The sequence below is a fragment of the Pseudoxanthomonas sp. P4_B2 genome, assembly GCF_056402315.1.
The window spans coordinates 308,954-325,926 of record NZ_JBFUHQ010000001.1 but is presented as its reverse complement, the minus strand read 5'-3'; the positions used below and the strand labels follow the sequence as shown (position 1 = coordinate 325,926).

Genomic DNA, 16,973 nt, shown 5'->3' with positions numbered 1-16,973 from the left:
TTCGTCACTCAGCAAAAGCCATGAACCGAGCCCTCCCCTGCAAGGGGAGGGTTGGAGCAAATCATCAGGTGCGCGGCAGCGTGACGCCCCTCTGCCCCTGGTATTTGCCGCCCCGATCCTTGTAGCTGGTCTCGCACACTTCGTCCGATTCGAAGAACAACATCTGCGCCACGCCTTCGTTGGCGTAGATGCGCGCGGGCAGCGGCGTGGTGTTGCTGAACTCCAGGGTCACGTGGCCTTCCCACTCCGGCTCCAGCGGGGTCACGTTGACGATGATGCCGCAGCGCGCGTAGGTGCTCTTGCCCAGACAAACGACCAGGGTGCTACGCGGAATGCGGAAATATTCCACCGTGCGCGCCAACGCGAAACTGTTCGGCGGTATCACGCAGGAGTCGGCTTCTACGTCGACGAAGCTTCCACTGTCGAAATGCTTCGGGTCGACGATGGTCGAGTTGATATTGGTGAAGATCTTGAACTCGCGCGAACAGCGCACGTCGTAGCCGTAGCTGGAGGTTCCGTAGCTGACGATGCGCTCGCCGTTGACCTGCTTGACCTGCCCGGCTTCGTACGGTTCGATCATGCCGTGCTGTTCGGACATGCGGCGGATCCAGCGGTCGCTCTTGATGCTCATGCGTTGATTCCTGTGGCCGATCGGCCGGGGCTTTATGGATTTGAAGCCTTCAATTCTAGCCGAGGCGTCGCGGCGGGTCTCAGACCAGGGACGACGCGATGGGAATGGAAGCGCGCGGACGCAGGGCCAGTTGCGCGGCCATGGCACGGGCGGTCTGCCGATACGCCTCAGCCACGACCGAGTCGGGCGAAGCGACCATCACCGGTTGGCCGGCATCGCCTTGTTCGCGGATGGCGATGTCCAACGGCAGCGAACCCAGCAAGGGCACGCCGTACTGCGCGGCCATGCGCTGCCCGCCGCCTTCGCCGAACAGGTGCTCTTCGTGTCCGCAATTCGAGCAGACGTGCAAGGCCATGTTCTCGATGATGCCCAACACGGGCACCTCCACTTTCTGGAACATCTTCAATGCCTTCTTCGCATCCAGCGTGGCGATGTCCTGCGGGGTGGTGACGATGAGGGCTCCGGCCACCGGTATTTTCTGCGCCAGGGTCAGCTGGATGTCGCCGGTGCCGGGTGGCAGATCGATCAGCAGGTAGTCCAGATCCCCCCATAAGGTGTCCGTGAACAACTGGGTCAGGGCGGAGGTCGCCATCGGGCCGCGCCAGATCATCGGCGTTTCGGCATCCACCAAAAAACCGATCGACATCGCCTCGATCCCGAAAGCCCGCATCGGCTCGATGGACTTGTTGTCCGGGCTGTCTGGTTTGCCGCTCAGCCCGAGCATGGTGGGAATGCTGGGGCCGTAGACGTCGGCATCCAGAATTCCGACTTTTGCACCATCGGCGTGCAAGGCCAGCGCCAGATTTACGGCGGTGGTGGACTTCCCTACTCCACCCTTGCCGGAGCCCACTGCGATGACGTTCTTCACCCGCGGCGACGGCGACAGCCCAGGCTGTACTGCGTGCGCACTGATTCGATGTTCCACTTCGGGAGAAATCCTAGGTTATTCAGCAAGGTCTTCATTTTACCTGCTTCCCCTGCTATCCCGCCTGCTGAACAGAAGCGGGCATCCGCTTCCATACGCCAGCGGATGCGGTATAAAGGCGACGCAACGGGAGGACCGAAACGATTCCCGAAACCGATCGTCCACTATCCCTGGGAGGGGAACATGCGCAACAAACTGATCGCCACTCTGGTGGCACTGCCCTTGCTGGTCTTGTCGATGTCCGCCATGGCCGCCGACCCGGCCGTTGGACGCTGGAAAACCTACGATGAAGACACCGGCAAGCCGCGTCTGATCGTAGACGTGTACGAAGCCAAGGGCGGCACCATCGCGGCCAAGGTGGTGGAAACCCTGTTCGCGCCGAACGCCACGTGCGCCGCATGCACCGGTGCAGCCAAGAACAAGCCAATGAAGGACATGGTGATCCTGTGGGGATTGAAGCGCGACGGAGCCGGCTACAGCGGCGGAACCGTGCTCAAGCTCGCCAACGGCAAGACCTACAAGGCGAAGGGCGAGTTGCTGTCGCCGAACAAGCTGCAGGTTTCCGGCTGCCTCGGATTCATCTGCAAACACCAGGAATGGACCCGCGAGCACTGAGGCACGCCTCGACTTGAAGGACGAACGGCCCGGTCGATCCGGGTCGTTTTCGATCACGCCATTGGCCCGCGCCTCGACCGGATCATCCGCCATGTCCCTCCGCTGCCTGTCTGTTTTCCTGTTGTTGTTGGCGCTTCCCTTTTCATGCTTCGCCCAAAGTGGCCTCATCGGCCGCTGGAAAACCATCGACGATGAGACCGGAAAGCCGAAGTCGATCGTCGATATCTACAAGGCTGCCAATGGCTCTCTGGCCGGCAAGGTCGTGGAGGTGCTGCAATCGGATACGGGCCCGAACCCGATCTGCGACAAGTGTTCGGGCGCCAACAGGAACAAGCCGATCAAGGGAATGGTGATCCTGTGGAATCTCAAGGCCGAGGACGCGACCCACTGGGCCGGCGGCACGGTACTGGATCCGAGCAAGGGTAAGACTTACAAATCGAAGATCGAACTGCACCCGAGCGGTAAGAAACTGGACATGTCCGGCTGTATCGTCTTCATCTGCCGGGCCCAGACTTGGATTCGCGAATAAGCGATCGCCGATGCAGGCAAGCGACCTGTTCGGCCCGGCATCTGCCGGGCCGCGCCTTTTCAGGCAGGCCGGTTTGCGGCGCATGCGATAATCGCCTGCCCTCCGCTCGCCGCATCCCATGACTCGCACCGCGCTCGTAACCACCGCCCTGCCCTATGCCAATGGCCCCCTGCACCTGGGCCATCTGGTCGGCTATATCCAGGCCGACATCTGGGTGCGCGCCCGGCGTCTGCGCGGCGACACGGTCTGGTTCGTATGCGCGGACGACACCCATGGCACACCGATCATGCTGGCCGCGGAAAAAGCGGGGGTGACGCCGGAAACCTTCATCGCCAATGTCCAGGCTTCGCACGAGCGCGACTTCGCGGCGTTCGGCGTCGCCTTCGACCACTACGACTCGACCCATTCGGCTGCCAATCGCGAGCTCACCGAGCTGTTCTATGCGCGGCTGGAAGCCGGTGGCCACGTTGCGCGCCGCAGCGTGGCCCAGTTCTACGATCCGGAAAAAGGCATGTTCCTGCCGGATCGTTATATCAAGGGCATCTGTCCCAACTGCGGTACCCCTGACCAGTACGGCGACAATTGCGAGAACTGCGGCGCCACCTACGCGCCGACCGAGCTGAAGGAGCCGAAGTCGGTCCTGTCCGGGGCGACGCCCGAACTGCGCGATTCCGATCACTACTTCTTCGAGGTCGGCGGCTTCCAATTGTTCCTGCGCGAGTGGCTGGCTGGCGATGTCGCTCTGCCCGGGGTCAAGGCCAAGCTGATGGAATGGCTGGACGCCGAGGGCGGCCTGCGGGCGTGGGATATCTCCCGCGACGCGCCGTATTTCGGCTTCGAAATCCCCGGCGCGCCCGGCAAGTATTTCTACGTCTGGCTGGATGCGCCGATCGGCTATCTCAGCAGCTTCCGCAATCTGTGCGCACGCAACGGCATCGACTTCGAATCGCATCTGATCGCCGGTACCGAAACCGAACTGCACCATTTCATCGGCAAGGACATCGTCAACTTCCATGGCCTGTTCTGGCCGGCGGTGCTCAAGGCTGTGGGCTTCCGCGCGCCGACGCGCCTACACGTCAACGGCTATTTGACCGTGGACGGCGCCAAGATGTCCAAATCGCGCGGCACCTTCGTCATGGCGCGGACCTTCCTGGACGTCGGCCTGGAGCCGGAAGCATTGCGCTACTACTACGCCGCCAAGTCCTCCGGCGGCGTCGACGACCTGGATCTCAACCTGGGCGATTTCATCGCGCGGGTCAACGCGGATCTGGTCGGCAAGTTCGTCAACCTGGCCAGCCGTTGCGCCGGTTTCATCGAAAAGCGCTTCGACGGGCGACTGGCGGCGACGCTGCCCGACGCCGCGATGTATACGCGCTTCGCGGCTGCTCTGGCGCCGATCCGCGAGGCCTACGAACGCAACGATCCCGCAGGCGCGATCCGCCAGACTATGGCGCTGGCCGATGAGGCCAACCGCTATATCGACGACAAGAAGCCTTGGGTCATCGCCAAGCAGGATGGCGCCGATGCGGAGCTGCAGGCGGTGTGCACGCAGGGCCTGAACCTGTTTCGCGTGCTGGTTGCCGCCTTAAAGCCGATCCTGCCGCATACCTCGACACAGGCGGAGGCCTTCCTCGCCGCGCCTGTTTACGCCTGGCAAGACCTGGGCACGCCGCTATTGGCGCACGCGGTCAAACCCTACCTGCCGCTGTTCACCCGTATCGATCCGAAGCAGATCGCCGCCATGACCGAAGCCTCAAAAGACACCATGGGTGCCCCGCCCGCCGCGGCGCCGGAAACGAAACCGGCAGCCGTGCACAAGGAAGTCGCCAAAGCTACTGCCCGCACTGCCGACGGCACCAAGACGGACGCTTTCGCTTCGATGGAGGATTTCGCCAAACTCGACCTGCGCATCGGCAAGGTCGTTGCCTGCGAATTCGTCGAGGGCTCCGACAAGCTGCTGCGGTTCGAGCTGGATGCCGGCGATTTGGGCAAGCGCCAGATCTTCTCGGGCATTCGTGCGAGTTATGCAGAGCCCGAAAAACTGCTGGGCCGCAGCGTGGTGTTCATCGCCAACCTGGCGCCCCGCAAGATGCGATTCGGCGTCAGCGAAGGCATGATCCTGTCCGCGGGTTTCGATGGCGGCGCGCTGGCGCTGCTGGACGCGGACGACACCGCCGAACCCGGCATGCCGGTTCGCTGATTGCCGATGCGCTGCAGACAACGTGGACATCGCACTTACCGAGCGTCTTGACCGCCTGCTGCCGCAGACTCAATGCGGGCAGTGTGGTTTCGACGGCTGCCGCCCTTACGCCGAAGCGATGGCCCGGCATGAAGCCGGAGTGGACAGATGCCCACCCGGCGGCGACGCAGGCGCAAGGGCACTTGCACACCTTCTATCGACGGCTGCGCAACCCTATGATCGAGCGCGCGGATTGCACAAACCTCCTGCGGTCGCACTGATCGTCGAAGCCGATTGCATCGGCTGCACCAAATGCATCCAGGCCTGTCCGGTGGATGCCATCATCGGCGGGGCCAAGCATATGCACGTGGTGATCGAACCGCTATGCACCGGCTGCGAACTCTGCCTGCCCGCCTGTCCGGTAGATTGCATCCAAATGCTGTAGGGCTGAATCAAGAGTTGTGGTGGGAGCGCCGTCCCGGCGCGAGTTTTTGGTGCTTCAAGTCAAAAGGTCGCGCCGGGACGGCGCTCCCACGATTTTTTAGCGCATTACTTGCACGCGGTACACACCCGTTCCACGGTATACCCCTTGGCGCGCAATTTTTCGACGACGCCGTCCGGCCCCAGCAAGTGCAGCGCGCCCACCACCACTAGGGTATCGTCCTTGCCGGATGCGCTGAGGCGCTTCTCGATCCTGGGCACCCACGCATCGTTGCGCGCGACATTGATGCGCTTGTATAGGCCCGGATATTCCTTCTTCATCTGCATACCCATGTCTTGCCACAACACATCGGCTTTACCGGCGCGCCATGCGGCATGCAGCTTGGCGGTTTCCTCTTTCGCATCCCTGGATTCGGACAAGGCCTCGGCCAAGAACTGGAGTTGTTCTTCCTTGCTCATTCCGTCGAGGAATGCGATCTGCTGCGCACCGGTCTCCAACCCCGCGGTCGGCTTGCCCGCCTCGGCGGCCATCGCGGCCAAATGCGTATCCAGGCCGAGTTTCGGATCCAGGCCCTGCTTGGTCATTTCGGTAATGGTGATGGTCAGGCCGACGAACCAGGGCTCGAACATCTGCACCACCTGCGGCGTCAGCCCCATCTTCTGCAGGTCAGGTCCATTGGCCGTCAGCCACGCGTCCAGCAAACTCACTGTGGCAACCGGAAGCTCGCTATTAAGCTGCGTGCCATCGGCGCGCAGCGCGGCTTGCCCCATCTGCATGCCCAGCGCGGGTGAAGACATTTCCTCCGGCGCCATTTCGAACACCAGCGACTCGGCATCGGCGAACGCCGCATCCACCTCCTTGGATAGCGGATAGTCGTTGGGCTTTAGCAAATGGAACGAGCCCAGCAGGTAAACCGAATTGTCGGCGTCGGAGACCTTCCACAACAGCGGGACCGGCGGCGAACTGGCCGCCGCAGCAACTGGGGATTTGGCGGTATCGGCATTGACGGCGAAAGCGAAGGTGGCCAGCGCAGCCAACAGCATCGGCTTGACGCCGCAGAATCGAAGTAGACGCATGGTTGTCCTGGTCACAAAGTTGCGGGATGGGAGTAGGTTTTTTCGCCGGCGGTGATGGCCAGGTCGAGGCGGTTTTCGGGTGGCGGCAACGGACAGGTCGCGAAGGAGGTGAAGGCGCAAGGCGGGCTGTAGGCGCGATTGAAATCCAGCACCACCCTGCCCTGCGCATCCGGACCCGCCGTATCGATGAAGCGGCCCGCCGGATAGCTGCCATGACCGCTGCTGCGATCGGCGAAGACCAGGAAAAGCTCGTTGCCCGGCTCGCCCATCGCTTCGATGCGGTAGGTCTTGCCCTCGCGCACGAACTCCACCGCACCCGGATTCGGCGCATCCGTGGCGGTGCCGATGATGTCGACGATGGGCAATGTCTTGCCGGGCGGATGCGGAATGAATTTGCCGACGATTCTCCAAGACGGATCGGCCGGCCAGTATTCGAGCCCGGCGAACTGCAGGCGCGTAGGCGCATCGGCGTGCTTGATGCGCAAGCCGAAACGCTGGCCACGCTTGATCACGCTCAGCTGCCCTTTGCCATCGTCGAAACCGATCAGGCTGGGCATTTCGTCATGGTCGTTCTTTAGCTCCACTCTGTCGGTGAGCGGTTTGCCGTCCAGGGTCAAAGCGACGCCGCTTTCCGGCGTGAAGTAGATGCCTCCGTCTCGCTGTTCCACCATGCCCAGCTTGGGCGGACCTACCGCCAGATGGATTCCGCTGCCGGTGCTGCTGCCGACGTAGTGGGCCTTGAGTTCCAGCCAGTGCAGGCCCACCAGGCTGGTCCAACCATCGGGCCTGAGTAGATCCTGCTTGCGTTCATTGCGCCAGATGGCGTTGTCGGCGCTGAAATTGGGGTCGGGTGCGGGTGCTGCGGCTTTTTGGCCCGTGCCGGGGTCGCCACCGCATGCCGCGAGCAACAGCAGCGACGCAACCAACGCATAGCGGGTCGATCTTCCCATCTCCACACTCTTCCCCATCTCAACGTCCTCTCAAGAACCAGCGATCGATTTCAGTCAGGGAAAAACGCGCCCAGGTGGGCCGGCCATGATTGCATTGGCCCGAGCGCTCGGTTATTTCCATCTCGCGCAGCAGTGCGTTCATTTCCGGAACCGACAGACGCCGATTGGCGCGCACCGCCCCATGGCAAGCCATGGTGGAAAGGAGTTCGTCGCGCGCTGCGGCAATGCGCCTGCCGCCACTCAACGAATCGCCGCCATGCTCGCGTAGGTCGGTCAGCACGTCGCGCAACAGACCCTCCGGTTCGGCCTGCGCCAGCAAGGCAGGTACGCTGCGCACACTGAGCGACTGCGGGCCGCTACGGGTCACGTCGAAACCGAGCGTCGCCAGGGTTTCGGCTTCGCGCTCGGCGACTTCCGCTTCGCGCTCGGCCACGGCCAGATTCAACGGCACCAACAGCGGCTGGGAATGCAGACCGATGCCGTCGTGCGCGCTCTTCAATTTCTCGTAACCGATACGCTCGTGCGCCGCATGCATGTCCACCACGATTAGGCCGTCCGCGTTCTCGGCCAGGATATAGATGCCATGCAGTTGCGCGATGGCATAGCCCAACGGTGGAACGGCCGCATCGCTGCTGGCCGGCAAACGCTGCTCCTGCGATTGCGCCGAATACGGTTGTGAAAAAACCGACGGTTGCGCGTAGAGCGCGGCATACGCCGCAGGCGCTTCGCCGAGGCTCAAGCCCAGCGGCGATTGCTGCGTCGGCGACCATGACTGCGGCGAACCGAACGGAGCGGCGGAGGCCGGATACTGCGCGTTGTCCGCGGCTCCCTGGGTCGCGGTGGCAATCGCGCCGGCGCGCGTTTCCGCCAGGGCGTCCTGCAAAGTGCGATAGACGAAGTCGTGCACCAGACGCGTGTCGCGGAAACGGACTTCATGCTTGGCCGGATGCACGTTGACATCGACGCGCAGCGGGTCTATTTCGAGAAACAGTACATAGGCCGGCTGACGGCCGTGGAACAGCACGTCCTGATAGGCCATCTTCACCGCGTGGGCGATGTTGCGATCGCGCACCGCGCGGCCGTTGACGTAGAGGTATTGCTGGTCCGCGCTGGCGCGCGAATAACTGGGCAACGCGATCCAGCCGTGCAGGCGCAGGCCCGCCGCGCCATGCTCCACTCGCAAGGCCTGGCGTGCGAAATCCTCGCCCAGGGTTTCGTTCAAGCGCAGCGATGCATCCAGCAGATCGGGCTTGTAGCGGCGCGAAGGACGGCCGTTATGGCTGACGCGCAGCTCCACATCCGGGCGCGCCAACGCGAGCGAACGCAACCATTCTTCGATATGCCCCAGCTCGGTGCGCTCGGCGCGCAGGAACTTACGTCGTGCAGGCACGTTGTAGAACAGTTCGCGCACTTCCACCGTGGTGCCGGGTGCCTGCGCCTTGGGCGCTACTTCACCCAGCTTGCCGCCTTCGACCTGCAGAGACGCGCCATGTTCGTCGCCGGCGCGGCGCGAGGACAACGAGAAACGGCTAACCGAAGCGATCGACGGCAAGGCTTCGCCGCGGAAGCCGAGCGTGGCCACTGCCTCCAGGTCGTCCAGCGAGGCGATCTTGCTAGTCGCGTGGCGTGCGACCGCCAGCGGCAGTTCTTCCGGGGCGATGCCGCCACCGTCGTCGCGGATGCGGATCAGGCGGATGCCGCCTTCCTCCAGATCAATGTCGATGCGCAAAGCACCGGCATCCAATGCGTTTTCCACCAGCTCCTTGACCACGGACGCGGGGCGTTCGACGACCTCGCCTGCGGCAATCTGGTTGATGAGGGTGTCGGGGAGTTGGCGGATCTGCACGGTCTGGTGGCGACGCGCAAGCGTCGTCGGGAAAACAGACGTGATGATAGCCGAGGGGTGGAGCTTACGGTGCGCCCGCGCTGCCGGCGCTGGCGGTGCTTCTGGCCGCTGCGTCCGCGGCGGCGGCGCGCGCCGCGAACAGCGTGCCTGGCGGCGGTTGGCGAGTGAAATAGGTTTGCACGCCATCGAGCACCGCACCGGCGACCTTGCGCTGGTAGCCCGGGTCGGTCAGGCGCCGCTCTTCGTCGGCATTGGAGATGAACGCGGTTTCCACCAGCATGGCGGGCATGTCGGAAGTGCGCAGCACCGCGAAGTTGGCGCGCTCGATGTTCGGCTTGTGGTTGTTGCCCACGCGCTTGAGTCCGTCCAGCACGTGGTTGGCGGCGTCCTCGGATGCTTTCATGTGGCCGCTCTGGGCCAGGTCCAGCAGGACCGACGACAAGGTGTTGTCCACCTGTTGCAGGCGCACGCCACCGACCAGATCGGAGGAGTTTTCCTTATCCGCCAGCCAACGCGCCCGCTGCGAGGAAGCGCCCCTGAGCGAAAGCACGTACACCGACGAACCGCGTGCGCTGCGGTTTTCGGCGGCATCGGCATGGATAGAGACGAACATGTCGGCCCTGTTGGCGCGCGCCTTCTGCGCGCGCTGGGGCAGCGGAATGAAATAGTCGCCGTCGCGCACCAGGTAGGCCTTCATGCCCGGCGTGGCGTTGATCTGGCGCGCCAGCTCGCGCGCCACCGCCAGGGTGACGTCCTTCTCGCGCTTGCCGGTGGGGCCTTGCGCGCCGGGATCTTGGCCGCCATGGCCTGCATCGATGGCGATGACGAGCGGACGCATGCCGGTTCGCATCGGCACCTGCGGCACTGGCTTGTAAGGGGCGGGCTCGCCGGTTGCCGGGGCTTCCGCCGGCGTGGAAGCGGCGGGCGTGGCAGGTGTCGGCACTCCCGTCGCGATGGTGTACTGACCAGGGACCGGTTGTGTCGGCTCAGCACGGGCTTCGCCGGTGCTAACGGGAACCGCAGCCTGGGTGCTCTGGCCATTGAGAATAGCCTGCGGCGAGAGCTGCGGCGAAACCGCAGGCGGTTTTGCCACTGCCTGTTGCACGGCGGCGGAAGTCAACGCAGCAGTCGCTTGCGCCGCGGTTTGCGTACTGGCTTGTTGGGTACTGGCTTGGCTCGTCGCAGGCGGAGATTCGACCGCCGTCGGTTTGGCCGCGACCGTCGAGGGGGCGGGACCGTCGCCGGGCCATTCCAACACCAGCCGCGCACCGCTGCCGGTGGACTCCAGGCGCGGCTTCATCGCCACGACCGAAGACGAAAGATCGAACACGATGCGCAACGTATCCGGCGTCGGCTGGCCGGTGCGTACCGACTTGACGATCCCGGCGCCCGCCGGGAGTTTCAGGCCGCGCATGGCGGTGGAAGCAGGCAGGTCTACGACCAGCCGATCCGGGCCGGCCAGGGAAATGGTTTTGTACTCGCCCTTGCCCTCCAACTGGATCTCGGCGCGGGTGCCGGTGGCGCTGGTATCGACGCTGATCCCACGAATTTCACCGGCTAAAACGGGGCATGCAACGCCCAAAGCGAGCGCAATGCCCACCGTGGTTCTGCCGAAACGGGTAATCCCCTTATGCATGCGGCGGATTCAAGCACCATCCGCCGAGGAATGCAACTATTTTTCCCTTAATAATCCGTGACCTGCCGGAACTTCCTGTCGTGACTGGGAAGATAGCGCCGCAACTTCACCCGAAGCGGCCAGGAGCGCCAGCCAGCGCTCGCCTATTCCCGTGCCGGCACTCAGCTTGGCCTCCCGACCGACACCCTGCGTCGCCAGTTCCACGCGCAGGTCGGCTTTGGGCAGAGTAAGGCCTGCGCGCTCGGGCCATTCCACCAGCCATAGGGTGGCCACTGCGTCGTCTAGGCCCAGAAAGTCCAGCTCGCCCGCATCGCCGATGCGGTAAAGATCCAAATGCCAGGCCTCGCCCTCGGGAATCGCATATCGCTCCACCAAGGTGTAGGTCGGGCTGCGGATCGCGCCCTCTACGCCCAGCGTACGCAGCAACGCGCGCGCAAGCGTGGACTTGCCCGCGCCCAGGTCGCCTTGCAGATGCACGACCGCATACGCCGGACGCGTGATCGCCAGCGCGCGACCCAACGCCTCGGTCGCGTCGCTTGTCGGAAGCAGCAGGTGCATCAATCGCCCCCCACCGGATTGGCCAGGCGACGCAGAGGCAAGAAAAGATCCGTAGGTATGAGTCCGCGTTCGCCCTCTTCCGCGGCGGCATCGCCTGCAAGCGAATGCAACAACGCGCCAGCGCTGGCCGCATCGAAAGCGGACATGCCGCTCGCCCGCAACGCCACGATCACGCCGGTCAGCACATCGCCCATGCCGCCCACCGCCATGCCCGGATTGCCGGCATCCAGCACGCGCGGCGCCTGCCCAGGCGCTGCGATGATCGTCCCCGCGCCCTTGAGCACGGCGACCGCCTGGTAACGTTCCGCGATGGCTTGCGCGGCGGCGAAGCGATCGCGCTGCACTTCGGTCGTCTCTATGCCGAGCAGACGCGCCGCTTCGCCCGGATGCGGGGTCAGGATCGCATCGGCAAGCGCACAGGGTTCGGCAGCGATCAGATTCAGCGCATCGGCATCCAGCACCAGCGGTTTGTCCGCCGCCAGCGCGAGTTTCAGCATCGCCCGGCCCCAGTCGCCCTGACCCAAACCGGGGCCGATGGCTATCGCGTCGACCTGCGAAAACAGCGGCTTCAATTCGGCTCCGGACTCGACCGCGCGCGCCATCGCTTCGGGACGCCTCGCCAATATCGCCGGCACGTGTGTTTCGCGGGTCGCCACGCTCAGCAGGCCCGTACCGCTGCGCAAGGCCGCTTCCGCGCACAACAGAATGGCGCCGCCATGCCCATGGTCGCCGCCAATGCATAGCGCGCGGCCCGATTCTCCCTTGTGCGTATTGCGGCGACGCGGCAGCAGCCAGTATGACAACGCTTCCTGCGTCAGCAGCGATGCCCCGGGCTCGACCGTGGAAAAAACCTCGGCAGGAACCTCCAGTCCTTCCAGCTCCAGCTCGCCTGTGTGCTCAAGCGCTTCGCCAGTGTGCAAGCCCGCGTGCCGCGCGATGAACTGCAAGGTGCGCGAGGCAGTCACTACTTTGCCGGAAGCAGAACCCTTGTCGGCGTCCAAACCGCTGGGCACATCCAGCGCCAGCACCGGTGCGGGCTGCCCGTTGATGGCATCGATCAGCGCAGTGGCGAACGCGTCGGGCGGGCGCGACAGACCGATGCCGAACAGAGCGTCCACCACCAGATCACCGTGCGGCACGACTTCAGGAAAAATCCCGATCTCTCCTCCCACCGCCACATAGTCGGTGCACGCGCGCTGGGAAAGTTCCGTACCGGGCACGTGCTCGGCCAGGTGCACCACCTTCACACTGCGGCCGGAGCGGTGCGCCAGGCGCGCCAGCACATAGCCATCGCCGCCATTGTTGCCGGGCCCGCACACCACGGTGATGCGTTGCGCAGCGGGCCAATGCTGCAGCACATGCTGCCAGGCAGCCTGTCCCGCGCGCTGCATCAGCGCGTAGCCATCGCCTCCTAGCAGCGCCGTCGCACGGGTGTCCAGCAAACGCGCGGCGCGGGTGTCGAATAAGGGCAGTAATCCGTACATGGCAGGGATTCTATACTTGGCCCATGGTTTCTTCGTTCATCGCCAGGCCTAACCAAGTCCGACCCGATCAAGCTCGACCTGATCCGGCCGCGCTCGCCCAGCGCGTGCGCGCGTTGTCGCGCGAACTCGGCTTCCAGCGCTGCGGGATCACCGGCATCGAGCTTGGCGAGGACGAAACCCATCTACGCGACTGGCTGGCCAAGGGCCTGTACGGCTCGATGGATTGGATGGCACGGCACGGCGACAAGCGCGCCCGGCCCGACGAACTGATTCCTGGAACTTTGCGGGTGATCTCGGTCGGCCTGGACTACGGCCGCAATGATGGCGAGGAAGCCTGGACCACGCTGGAGAACGGCGAGCGCGCCTATGTCGCCCGCTACGCATTGGGCCGCGACTATCACAAGCTGATGCGGCAACGTCTGCAGAAACTAGCGGAACGGATACAGGAAGAAGTCGGAGCGTTCGGCCATCGCGTGTTCGTGGATTCGGCACCGGTGCTGGAGCGTGCCTTGGCAAGAAATGCGGGGCTGGGCTGGATCGGCAAACACACTTGCCTGATCGACAAGGACGGCGGCTCGTGGTTCTTCCTAGGCGAGATCTACGTCGATCTGCCCTTGCCCGTCGACGCACCTGCCAGCGCGCATTGCGGCACCTGCACGCGCTGCATCGACATCTGTCCGACCCAGGCCATCGTGGCGCCTTACCGGCTGGACGCGCGCCGATGCATCTCCTACTTGACCATCGAGCATGAAGGTTCGATTCCCGAGGAACTGCGGCCGGCCATCGGCAACCGCATCTTCGGCTGCGACGACTGCCAGTTGGTGTGTCCCTGGAACAAATTCGCAAAACGCACGGACGAGCCGGATTTTCGCGCGCGTAATGACCTGGACGTGGCTACGCTGCCGCAACTGTTTGCATGGTCGGAAGCCGAGTTCCTCAGCCGCACCGAAGGCTCGGCAATCCGTCGCAGCGGCTACGAGCGTTGGCTGCGGAATATCGCGGTGGGGTTGGGGAATGCGCCGAGCACGCCGGAAGTGAAGGCCGCGCTGACTTCGCGGAGGGACAGCGAATCAATGGTAGTGCGTGAGCATGTGGCGTGGGCGCTGGCGCGTCACCAAAGCTAGAGTCGTCATCCCAGCCAGATGTCGTCATCCCAGCGAAAGCTGGGATCCATTTTGATCTTGATCTTGATCCCGGCACGTCACTGCGAAAATCAAGATGGATCCCAGCTTTCGCTGGGATGACGATCGAGTTTTTGACGACTGGTTTCTTAGGATCGCGCCTTCAGCTCTGCCAGCAACACCTTAGTGACCGGATCATTGGCTTCGGCCTCACCGCGCAGCGCCGGGAGCAAACCGTTCGCCAGCTGCTTGCCCAGCTCGACTCCGAACTGATCGAAGGCATTGATTCCCCACAGCACGGATTGCGCGTAAACACTGTGTTCGTACATCGCGATCAGCGCGCCCAGCGACTGCGGCGTCAACGCATCCAGCAGTATCAAGGTGCTCGGCCGGCCGCCGGCATAGGCGCGATGCGGATCTTCGCTGGACTGGCCGTTGGCCAGCGCTTCGGCCTGGGCGAAAAGATTGGACATCAAGGCCAAATGATTTTCCGCATACGGATCGTCGTTGCGGATGGTGCCGACGAAATCCAGTGGCACGATACCCGTGCCCTGGTGCAATGCCTGGAAGAAACTGTGCTGCACGTCGGTACCCGCCCCGCCCCACCACACCGGCACCGTATCGCCGTCCACCGCACTGCCATCCAGCTTCACCGACTTGCCCAGACTTTCCATTACCAGCTGCTGCAGATAGGCAGGCAGCAAGGCAAGACGCTGGTCGTAGGTCATCACGCCGTGCGCGGCATGGCGGAGAACATTCCGATTCCACACCGCCGTCAGCGCGTGGCGGACCGAGATATTGCTTTCCAGCGGCGAATTCAACACATGCGCATCGAACTCCGACGCACCAGCGAGCAGACCTTCGAAACGATCGAAACCGATCGCCAGCGCGATCGGCAGACCTACCGCGGACCACAGCGAGTAGCGGCCGCCCACCCAGTCCCACATCGGCAGCACGCGCTCGGCCGCGATATTGAATGCGGCGGCGGCGCGCTCGGGATTGGCGCTGACCGCGTACAGGCGTTCGCTGCCGCCCAGCCAGTCGCGCAGGATGCCGCCATTGAGCAGCGTTTCCTGGGTGCCGAAAGTCTTGGAGATCAAGATCGCGGCGGTGCGTGCCGGATCGAGCGGCGCCAGCGTGCGTTGCGCGGCGGCGCCATCCACGTTGGAAAGGAAATGCACGCGGAAACGGCCGCCGGCCGGCTCGCGCAGCGCATCGGCCACCAGCCTCGGCCCCAGATCGGAACCGCCAATGCCGACGCTGACGATATCGGTGATGCCGCTGGCCTCGAGTTCCGCGACCAATGCGCCCATGCGCAGGCGGACCGCACCTGCGGTCGCATAGGCTTCGCGCGCGATCGCGGCGCCCGAATGGTCGCCGCGCAGCGCCGTATGCAACGCAGCGCGGCCTTCGGTGACGTTGACTTTCTCGCCATCGAACAAGCGCCGGTACGCACCTACCATGTCGTGCGACCGCGCCAGAGCCAGCAACGCATCGAGCGCATCGCGGTCGTAGGATTGCCGCGCGAAATTGAAATACAACGATTCCTGGCGCAGCGCGAAATCGCGCGCGCGCGCCGGATCCTTCGCCAGCAGCGACGACGAGTGCGCGCCCTGCAAGCGCGCAGCGTGGGACTGCAGCGTGTCGAAACCCGGCTTCATGCTCATGCGGCCTGCTTGGGGATGGAGTGGTTGGTGTGGGTCAGGCGGTTGTCGGCATCCACATAGACCAGAGTCGGCTTGAAGGCGGCGGCCTCTTGTTCGCTCACGCCGACGAAGGCGGCGATGATGACCAGGTCTCCGACCTGAACATGACGGGCGGCGCCGCCATTCAGGGAAAGGATGCCGCTGCCTTCGTCCGCGCGAATCGCATAGGTGCTGAAGCGGCTGCCATTGGTGACGTCCCAGACGTGGACCTGTTCGAACTCGCGTATGCCGCTGGCGTCCAGCAGCAGGCCGTCGATGGCGACGGAGCCTTCGTAGTTCAACTCGGAATGGGTGACGGTGGCGCGGTGGATCTTGGCTTTGAGCAGGCTGAGTTGCATGGCTGAGGCGGCTATCGAAGGGGAGTCGAAGTCTAGCAAGCGCAGCCGTAAGAGGGGCTTCAGAACTCCAGATTGTCGATCAGCCTGGTCTTGCCCAGCTTGGCCGCGATCAGCGTCACTTTCGCGGCCTTTTCGCCGTCTTCCGGCTCGCTCAGGTCCGGACGCCTGACTGCGGCGTAATCCACGACGAAACCGGCCGCCGTCAGCCTGCGGGCAGCCTCCGCTTCCACCGTCAGGCGCGGTTGTCCGGACGTCACGGCATCGCGCATCGCCAGCAGCGTGCGCCGTATCTCGGCCGCGGCCGGGCGCTCTTCGGCAGACAAATACTGGTTGCGCGAACTCATCGCCAGCCCATCGCTTTCGCGCACGATGCTGCCGCCCAGTATCTCGATGGGAAAGGCGAGGTCGCGCACCATCTGCCGGATCACGGCGAGCTGCTGGAAATCCTTCTTGCCGAATGCGGCGACATCGGGCTGCACCTGGTTGAACAGGCGAGTGACCACCGTACACACACCGTCGAAGTGTCCGGGGCGATGGGCGCCTTCCAGCACGCTGCTGACGCCGGGCACGTTGATGCTGGCGGCCAGTTCGATGCCGAACGGATACATAGATTCCACGGTCGGCAACCAGAGGACATCGCAACCGGCGCCTTCGAGCCCGGTGGTGTCCGCTTCAGGCGTACGCGGGTAACGGGTGAAGTCTTCGTTGGGGCCGAACTGGGTCGGATTGACGAACACGCTGGACACTACGCGGTCGGCGTACTGGCGCGCCAACATCACCAGCGAGTAATGACCGGCATGCAGATTGCCCATGGTCGGCACGAAGCCGACCCGCAAGCCCTCGCGCTTCCAGCCATTGACCCGCGCGCGCAGCGCGTCGAGTTCGGTGATGGTTTCGATCATTGCGCTTCCTTATGCGGGCGCGGGCTTTTATCAGG

Annotated in this window: 16 protein-coding genes; 5 read left to right on the top strand and 11 right to left on the bottom strand. The window is 64.0% G+C overall.

Going from position 1 to position 16,973, the window contains the following annotated elements; all coding sequences use genetic code 11:
• Positions 1-64 precede the first annotated feature (64 nt).
• Positions 65-631, bottom strand: a complete 567-nt coding sequence (gene dcd, locus AC1DTQ_RS01415; protein WP_477847377.1) for a dCTP deaminase — start codon at positions 629-631, stop codon at positions 65-67.
• A gap of 79 nt (positions 632-710) precedes the next feature.
• Entirely contained in the window at positions 711-1,556 is an 846-nt protein-coding gene (gene apbC / locus AC1DTQ_RS01410) for an iron-sulfur cluster carrier protein ApbC (protein ID WP_477847376.1), read from the bottom strand.
• 183 nt (positions 1,557-1,739) lie between these two features.
• On the opposite strand from apbC, the gene AC1DTQ_RS01405 reads away from it, so the two are divergent.
• The 4 genes from AC1DTQ_RS01405 to rnfB all read left to right on the top strand — a co-directional run bounded on the left by AC1DTQ_RS01405 (position 1,740) and on the right by rnfB (position 5,324).
• The gene (locus tag AC1DTQ_RS01405) at positions 1,740-2,171 is read left to right on the top strand and encodes a DUF2147 domain-containing protein (RefSeq protein ID WP_477847375.1); all 432 of its coding nucleotides are present in this window, start codon (positions 1,740-1,742) and stop codon (positions 2,169-2,171) included.
• Positions 2,172-2,262: 91 nt separating this feature from the next.
• Positions 2,263-2,700 (top strand): DUF2147 domain-containing protein, encoded by a 438-nt coding sequence (locus AC1DTQ_RS01400; RefSeq protein WP_477848339.1) that lies wholly within the window; start codon positions 2,263-2,265, stop codon positions 2,698-2,700.
• Positions 2,701-2,818: 118 nt separating this feature from the next.
• Positions 2,819-4,900: a methionine--tRNA ligase gene (gene metG, locus AC1DTQ_RS01395; protein ID WP_477847373.1), complete on the top strand. Its 2,082-nt coding sequence runs from the start codon at positions 2,819-2,821 to the stop codon at positions 4,898-4,900.
• 22 nt (positions 4,901-4,922) lie between these two features.
• The gene (rnfB, locus tag AC1DTQ_RS01390) at positions 4,923-5,324 is read left to right on the top strand and encodes an Rnf electron transport complex subunit RnfB (protein ID WP_477847372.1); all 402 of its coding nucleotides are present in this window, start codon (positions 4,923-4,925) and stop codon (positions 5,322-5,324) included.
• Positions 5,325-5,428: 104 nt separating this feature from the next.
• On the opposite strand, the gene AC1DTQ_RS01385 is transcribed toward rnfB, so the two are convergent.
• From AC1DTQ_RS01385 to AC1DTQ_RS01360, 6 genes are all read right to left on the bottom strand, one after another.
• Positions 5,429-6,397 carry a TraB/GumN family protein gene (locus AC1DTQ_RS01385; RefSeq protein ID WP_477847371.1) on the bottom strand — a complete coding sequence of 323 codons (969 nt, stop codon included), beginning with the start codon at positions 6,395-6,397 and terminating at the stop codon, positions 5,429-5,431.
• Between the two features lie 11 nt (positions 6,398-6,408).
• The gene (locus AC1DTQ_RS01380; RefSeq protein ID WP_477847369.1) at positions 6,409-7,347 is read right to left on the bottom strand and encodes a DUF1684 domain-containing protein; all 939 of its coding nucleotides are present in this window, start codon (positions 7,345-7,347) and stop codon (positions 6,409-6,411) included.
• Positions 7,348-7,366: 19 nt separating this feature from the next.
• Complete coding sequence (mutL, locus tag AC1DTQ_RS01375; RefSeq protein ID WP_477847368.1) at positions 7,367-9,193, bottom strand: DNA mismatch repair endonuclease MutL; 1,827 nt, start codon at positions 9,191-9,193, stop codon at positions 7,367-7,369.
• Positions 9,194-9,257: 64 nt separating this feature from the next.
• Positions 9,258-10,829: an N-acetylmuramoyl-L-alanine amidase gene (locus AC1DTQ_RS01370; protein ID WP_477847367.1), complete on the bottom strand. Its 1,572-nt coding sequence runs from the start codon at positions 10,827-10,829 to the stop codon at positions 9,258-9,260.
• 36 nt (positions 10,830-10,865) lie between these two features.
• Positions 10,866-11,387, bottom strand: a complete 522-nt coding sequence (tsaE, locus tag AC1DTQ_RS01365; RefSeq protein WP_477847366.1) for a tRNA (adenosine(37)-N6)-threonylcarbamoyltransferase complex ATPase subunit type 1 TsaE — start codon at positions 11,385-11,387, stop codon at positions 10,866-10,868.
• A complete protein-coding gene (locus tag AC1DTQ_RS01360) occupies positions 11,387-12,871 on the bottom strand; it encodes an NAD(P)H-hydrate dehydratase (protein WP_477847365.1) in 1,485 nt (494 codons plus the stop codon). The genes tsaE and AC1DTQ_RS01360 overlap by 1 nt, the downstream gene beginning before the upstream one ends.
• A gap of 23 nt (positions 12,872-12,894) precedes the next feature.
• Between AC1DTQ_RS01360 and queG the strand changes: the two genes are divergently transcribed.
• On the top strand, positions 12,895-13,995 hold the full coding sequence (gene queG, locus AC1DTQ_RS01355) for a tRNA epoxyqueuosine(34) reductase QueG (RefSeq protein WP_477847363.1): 1,101 nt from the start codon (positions 12,895-12,897) through the stop codon (positions 13,993-13,995).
• 146 nt (positions 13,996-14,141) lie between these two features.
• Here queG and pgi read toward each other — a convergent pair whose 3' ends face one another.
• From pgi to panC, 3 genes are read right to left on the bottom strand one after another with little or no spacing between them, the layout of a single operon-like run.
• On the bottom strand, positions 14,142-15,659 hold the full coding sequence (gene pgi, locus AC1DTQ_RS01350; protein WP_477847362.1) for a glucose-6-phosphate isomerase: 1,518 nt from the start codon (positions 15,657-15,659) through the stop codon (positions 14,142-14,144).
• Positions 15,656-16,036, bottom strand: a complete 381-nt coding sequence (gene panD, locus AC1DTQ_RS01345; RefSeq protein ID WP_310090229.1) for an aspartate 1-decarboxylase — start codon at positions 16,034-16,036, stop codon at positions 15,656-15,658. The genes pgi and panD overlap by 4 nt, the downstream gene beginning before the upstream one ends.
• Before the next feature lie 59 nt (positions 16,037-16,095).
• On the bottom strand, positions 16,096-16,938 hold the full coding sequence (gene panC, locus AC1DTQ_RS01340) for a pantoate--beta-alanine ligase (protein ID WP_477847361.1): 843 nt from the start codon (positions 16,936-16,938) through the stop codon (positions 16,096-16,098).
• Positions 16,939-16,973: the final 35 nt, after the last annotated feature.

What these genes read in the sequence shown, in the direction of transcription:
- dcd (WP_477847377.1), bottom strand. Translation starts at nt 631, where the DNA reads ATGAGCATCAAGAGCGACCGCTGGATCCGCCGCATGTCCGAACAGCAC.
- AC1DTQ_RS01405 (WP_477847375.1), top strand. Translation starts at nt 1,740, where the DNA reads ATGCGCAACAAACTGATCGCCACTCTGGTGGCACTGCCCTTGCTGGTC.
- AC1DTQ_RS01400 (WP_477848339.1), top strand. Translation starts at nt 2,263, where the DNA reads ATGTCCCTCCGCTGCCTGTCTGTTTTCCTGTTGTTGTTGGCGCTTCCC.
- metG (WP_477847373.1), top strand. Translation starts at nt 2,819, where the DNA reads ATGACTCGCACCGCGCTCGTAACCACCGCCCTGCCCTATGCCAATGGC.
- AC1DTQ_RS01385 (WP_477847371.1), bottom strand. Translation starts at nt 6,397, where the DNA reads ATGCGTCTACTTCGATTCTGCGGCGTCAAGCCGATGCTGTTGGCTGCG.
- AC1DTQ_RS01380 (WP_477847369.1), bottom strand. Translation starts at nt 7,347, where the DNA reads ATGGGAAGATCGACCCGCTATGCGTTGGTTGCGTCGCTGCTGTTGCTC.
- AC1DTQ_RS01370 (WP_477847367.1), bottom strand. Translation starts at nt 10,829, where the DNA reads ATGCATAAGGGGATTACCCGTTTCGGCAGAACCACGGTGGGCATTGCG.
- tsaE (WP_477847366.1), bottom strand. Translation starts at nt 11,387, where the DNA reads ATGCACCTGCTGCTTCCGACAAGCGACGCGACCGAGGCGTTGGGTCGC.
- AC1DTQ_RS01360 (WP_477847365.1), bottom strand. Translation starts at nt 12,871, where the DNA reads ATGTACGGATTACTGCCCTTATTCGACACCCGCGCCGCGCGTTTGCTG.
- queG (WP_477847363.1), top strand. Translation starts at nt 12,895, where the DNA reads ATGGTTTCTTCGTTCATCGCCAGGCCTAACCAAGTCCGACCCGATCAA.
- pgi (WP_477847362.1), bottom strand. Translation starts at nt 15,659, where the DNA reads ATGAGCATGAAGCCGGGTTTCGACACGCTGCAGTCCCACGCTGCGCGC.
- panD (WP_310090229.1), bottom strand. Translation starts at nt 16,036, where the DNA reads ATGCAACTCAGCCTGCTCAAAGCCAAGATCCACCGCGCCACCGTCACC.
- panC (WP_477847361.1), bottom strand. Translation starts at nt 16,938, where the DNA reads ATGATCGAAACCATCACCGAACTCGACGCGCTGCGCGCGCGGGTCAAT.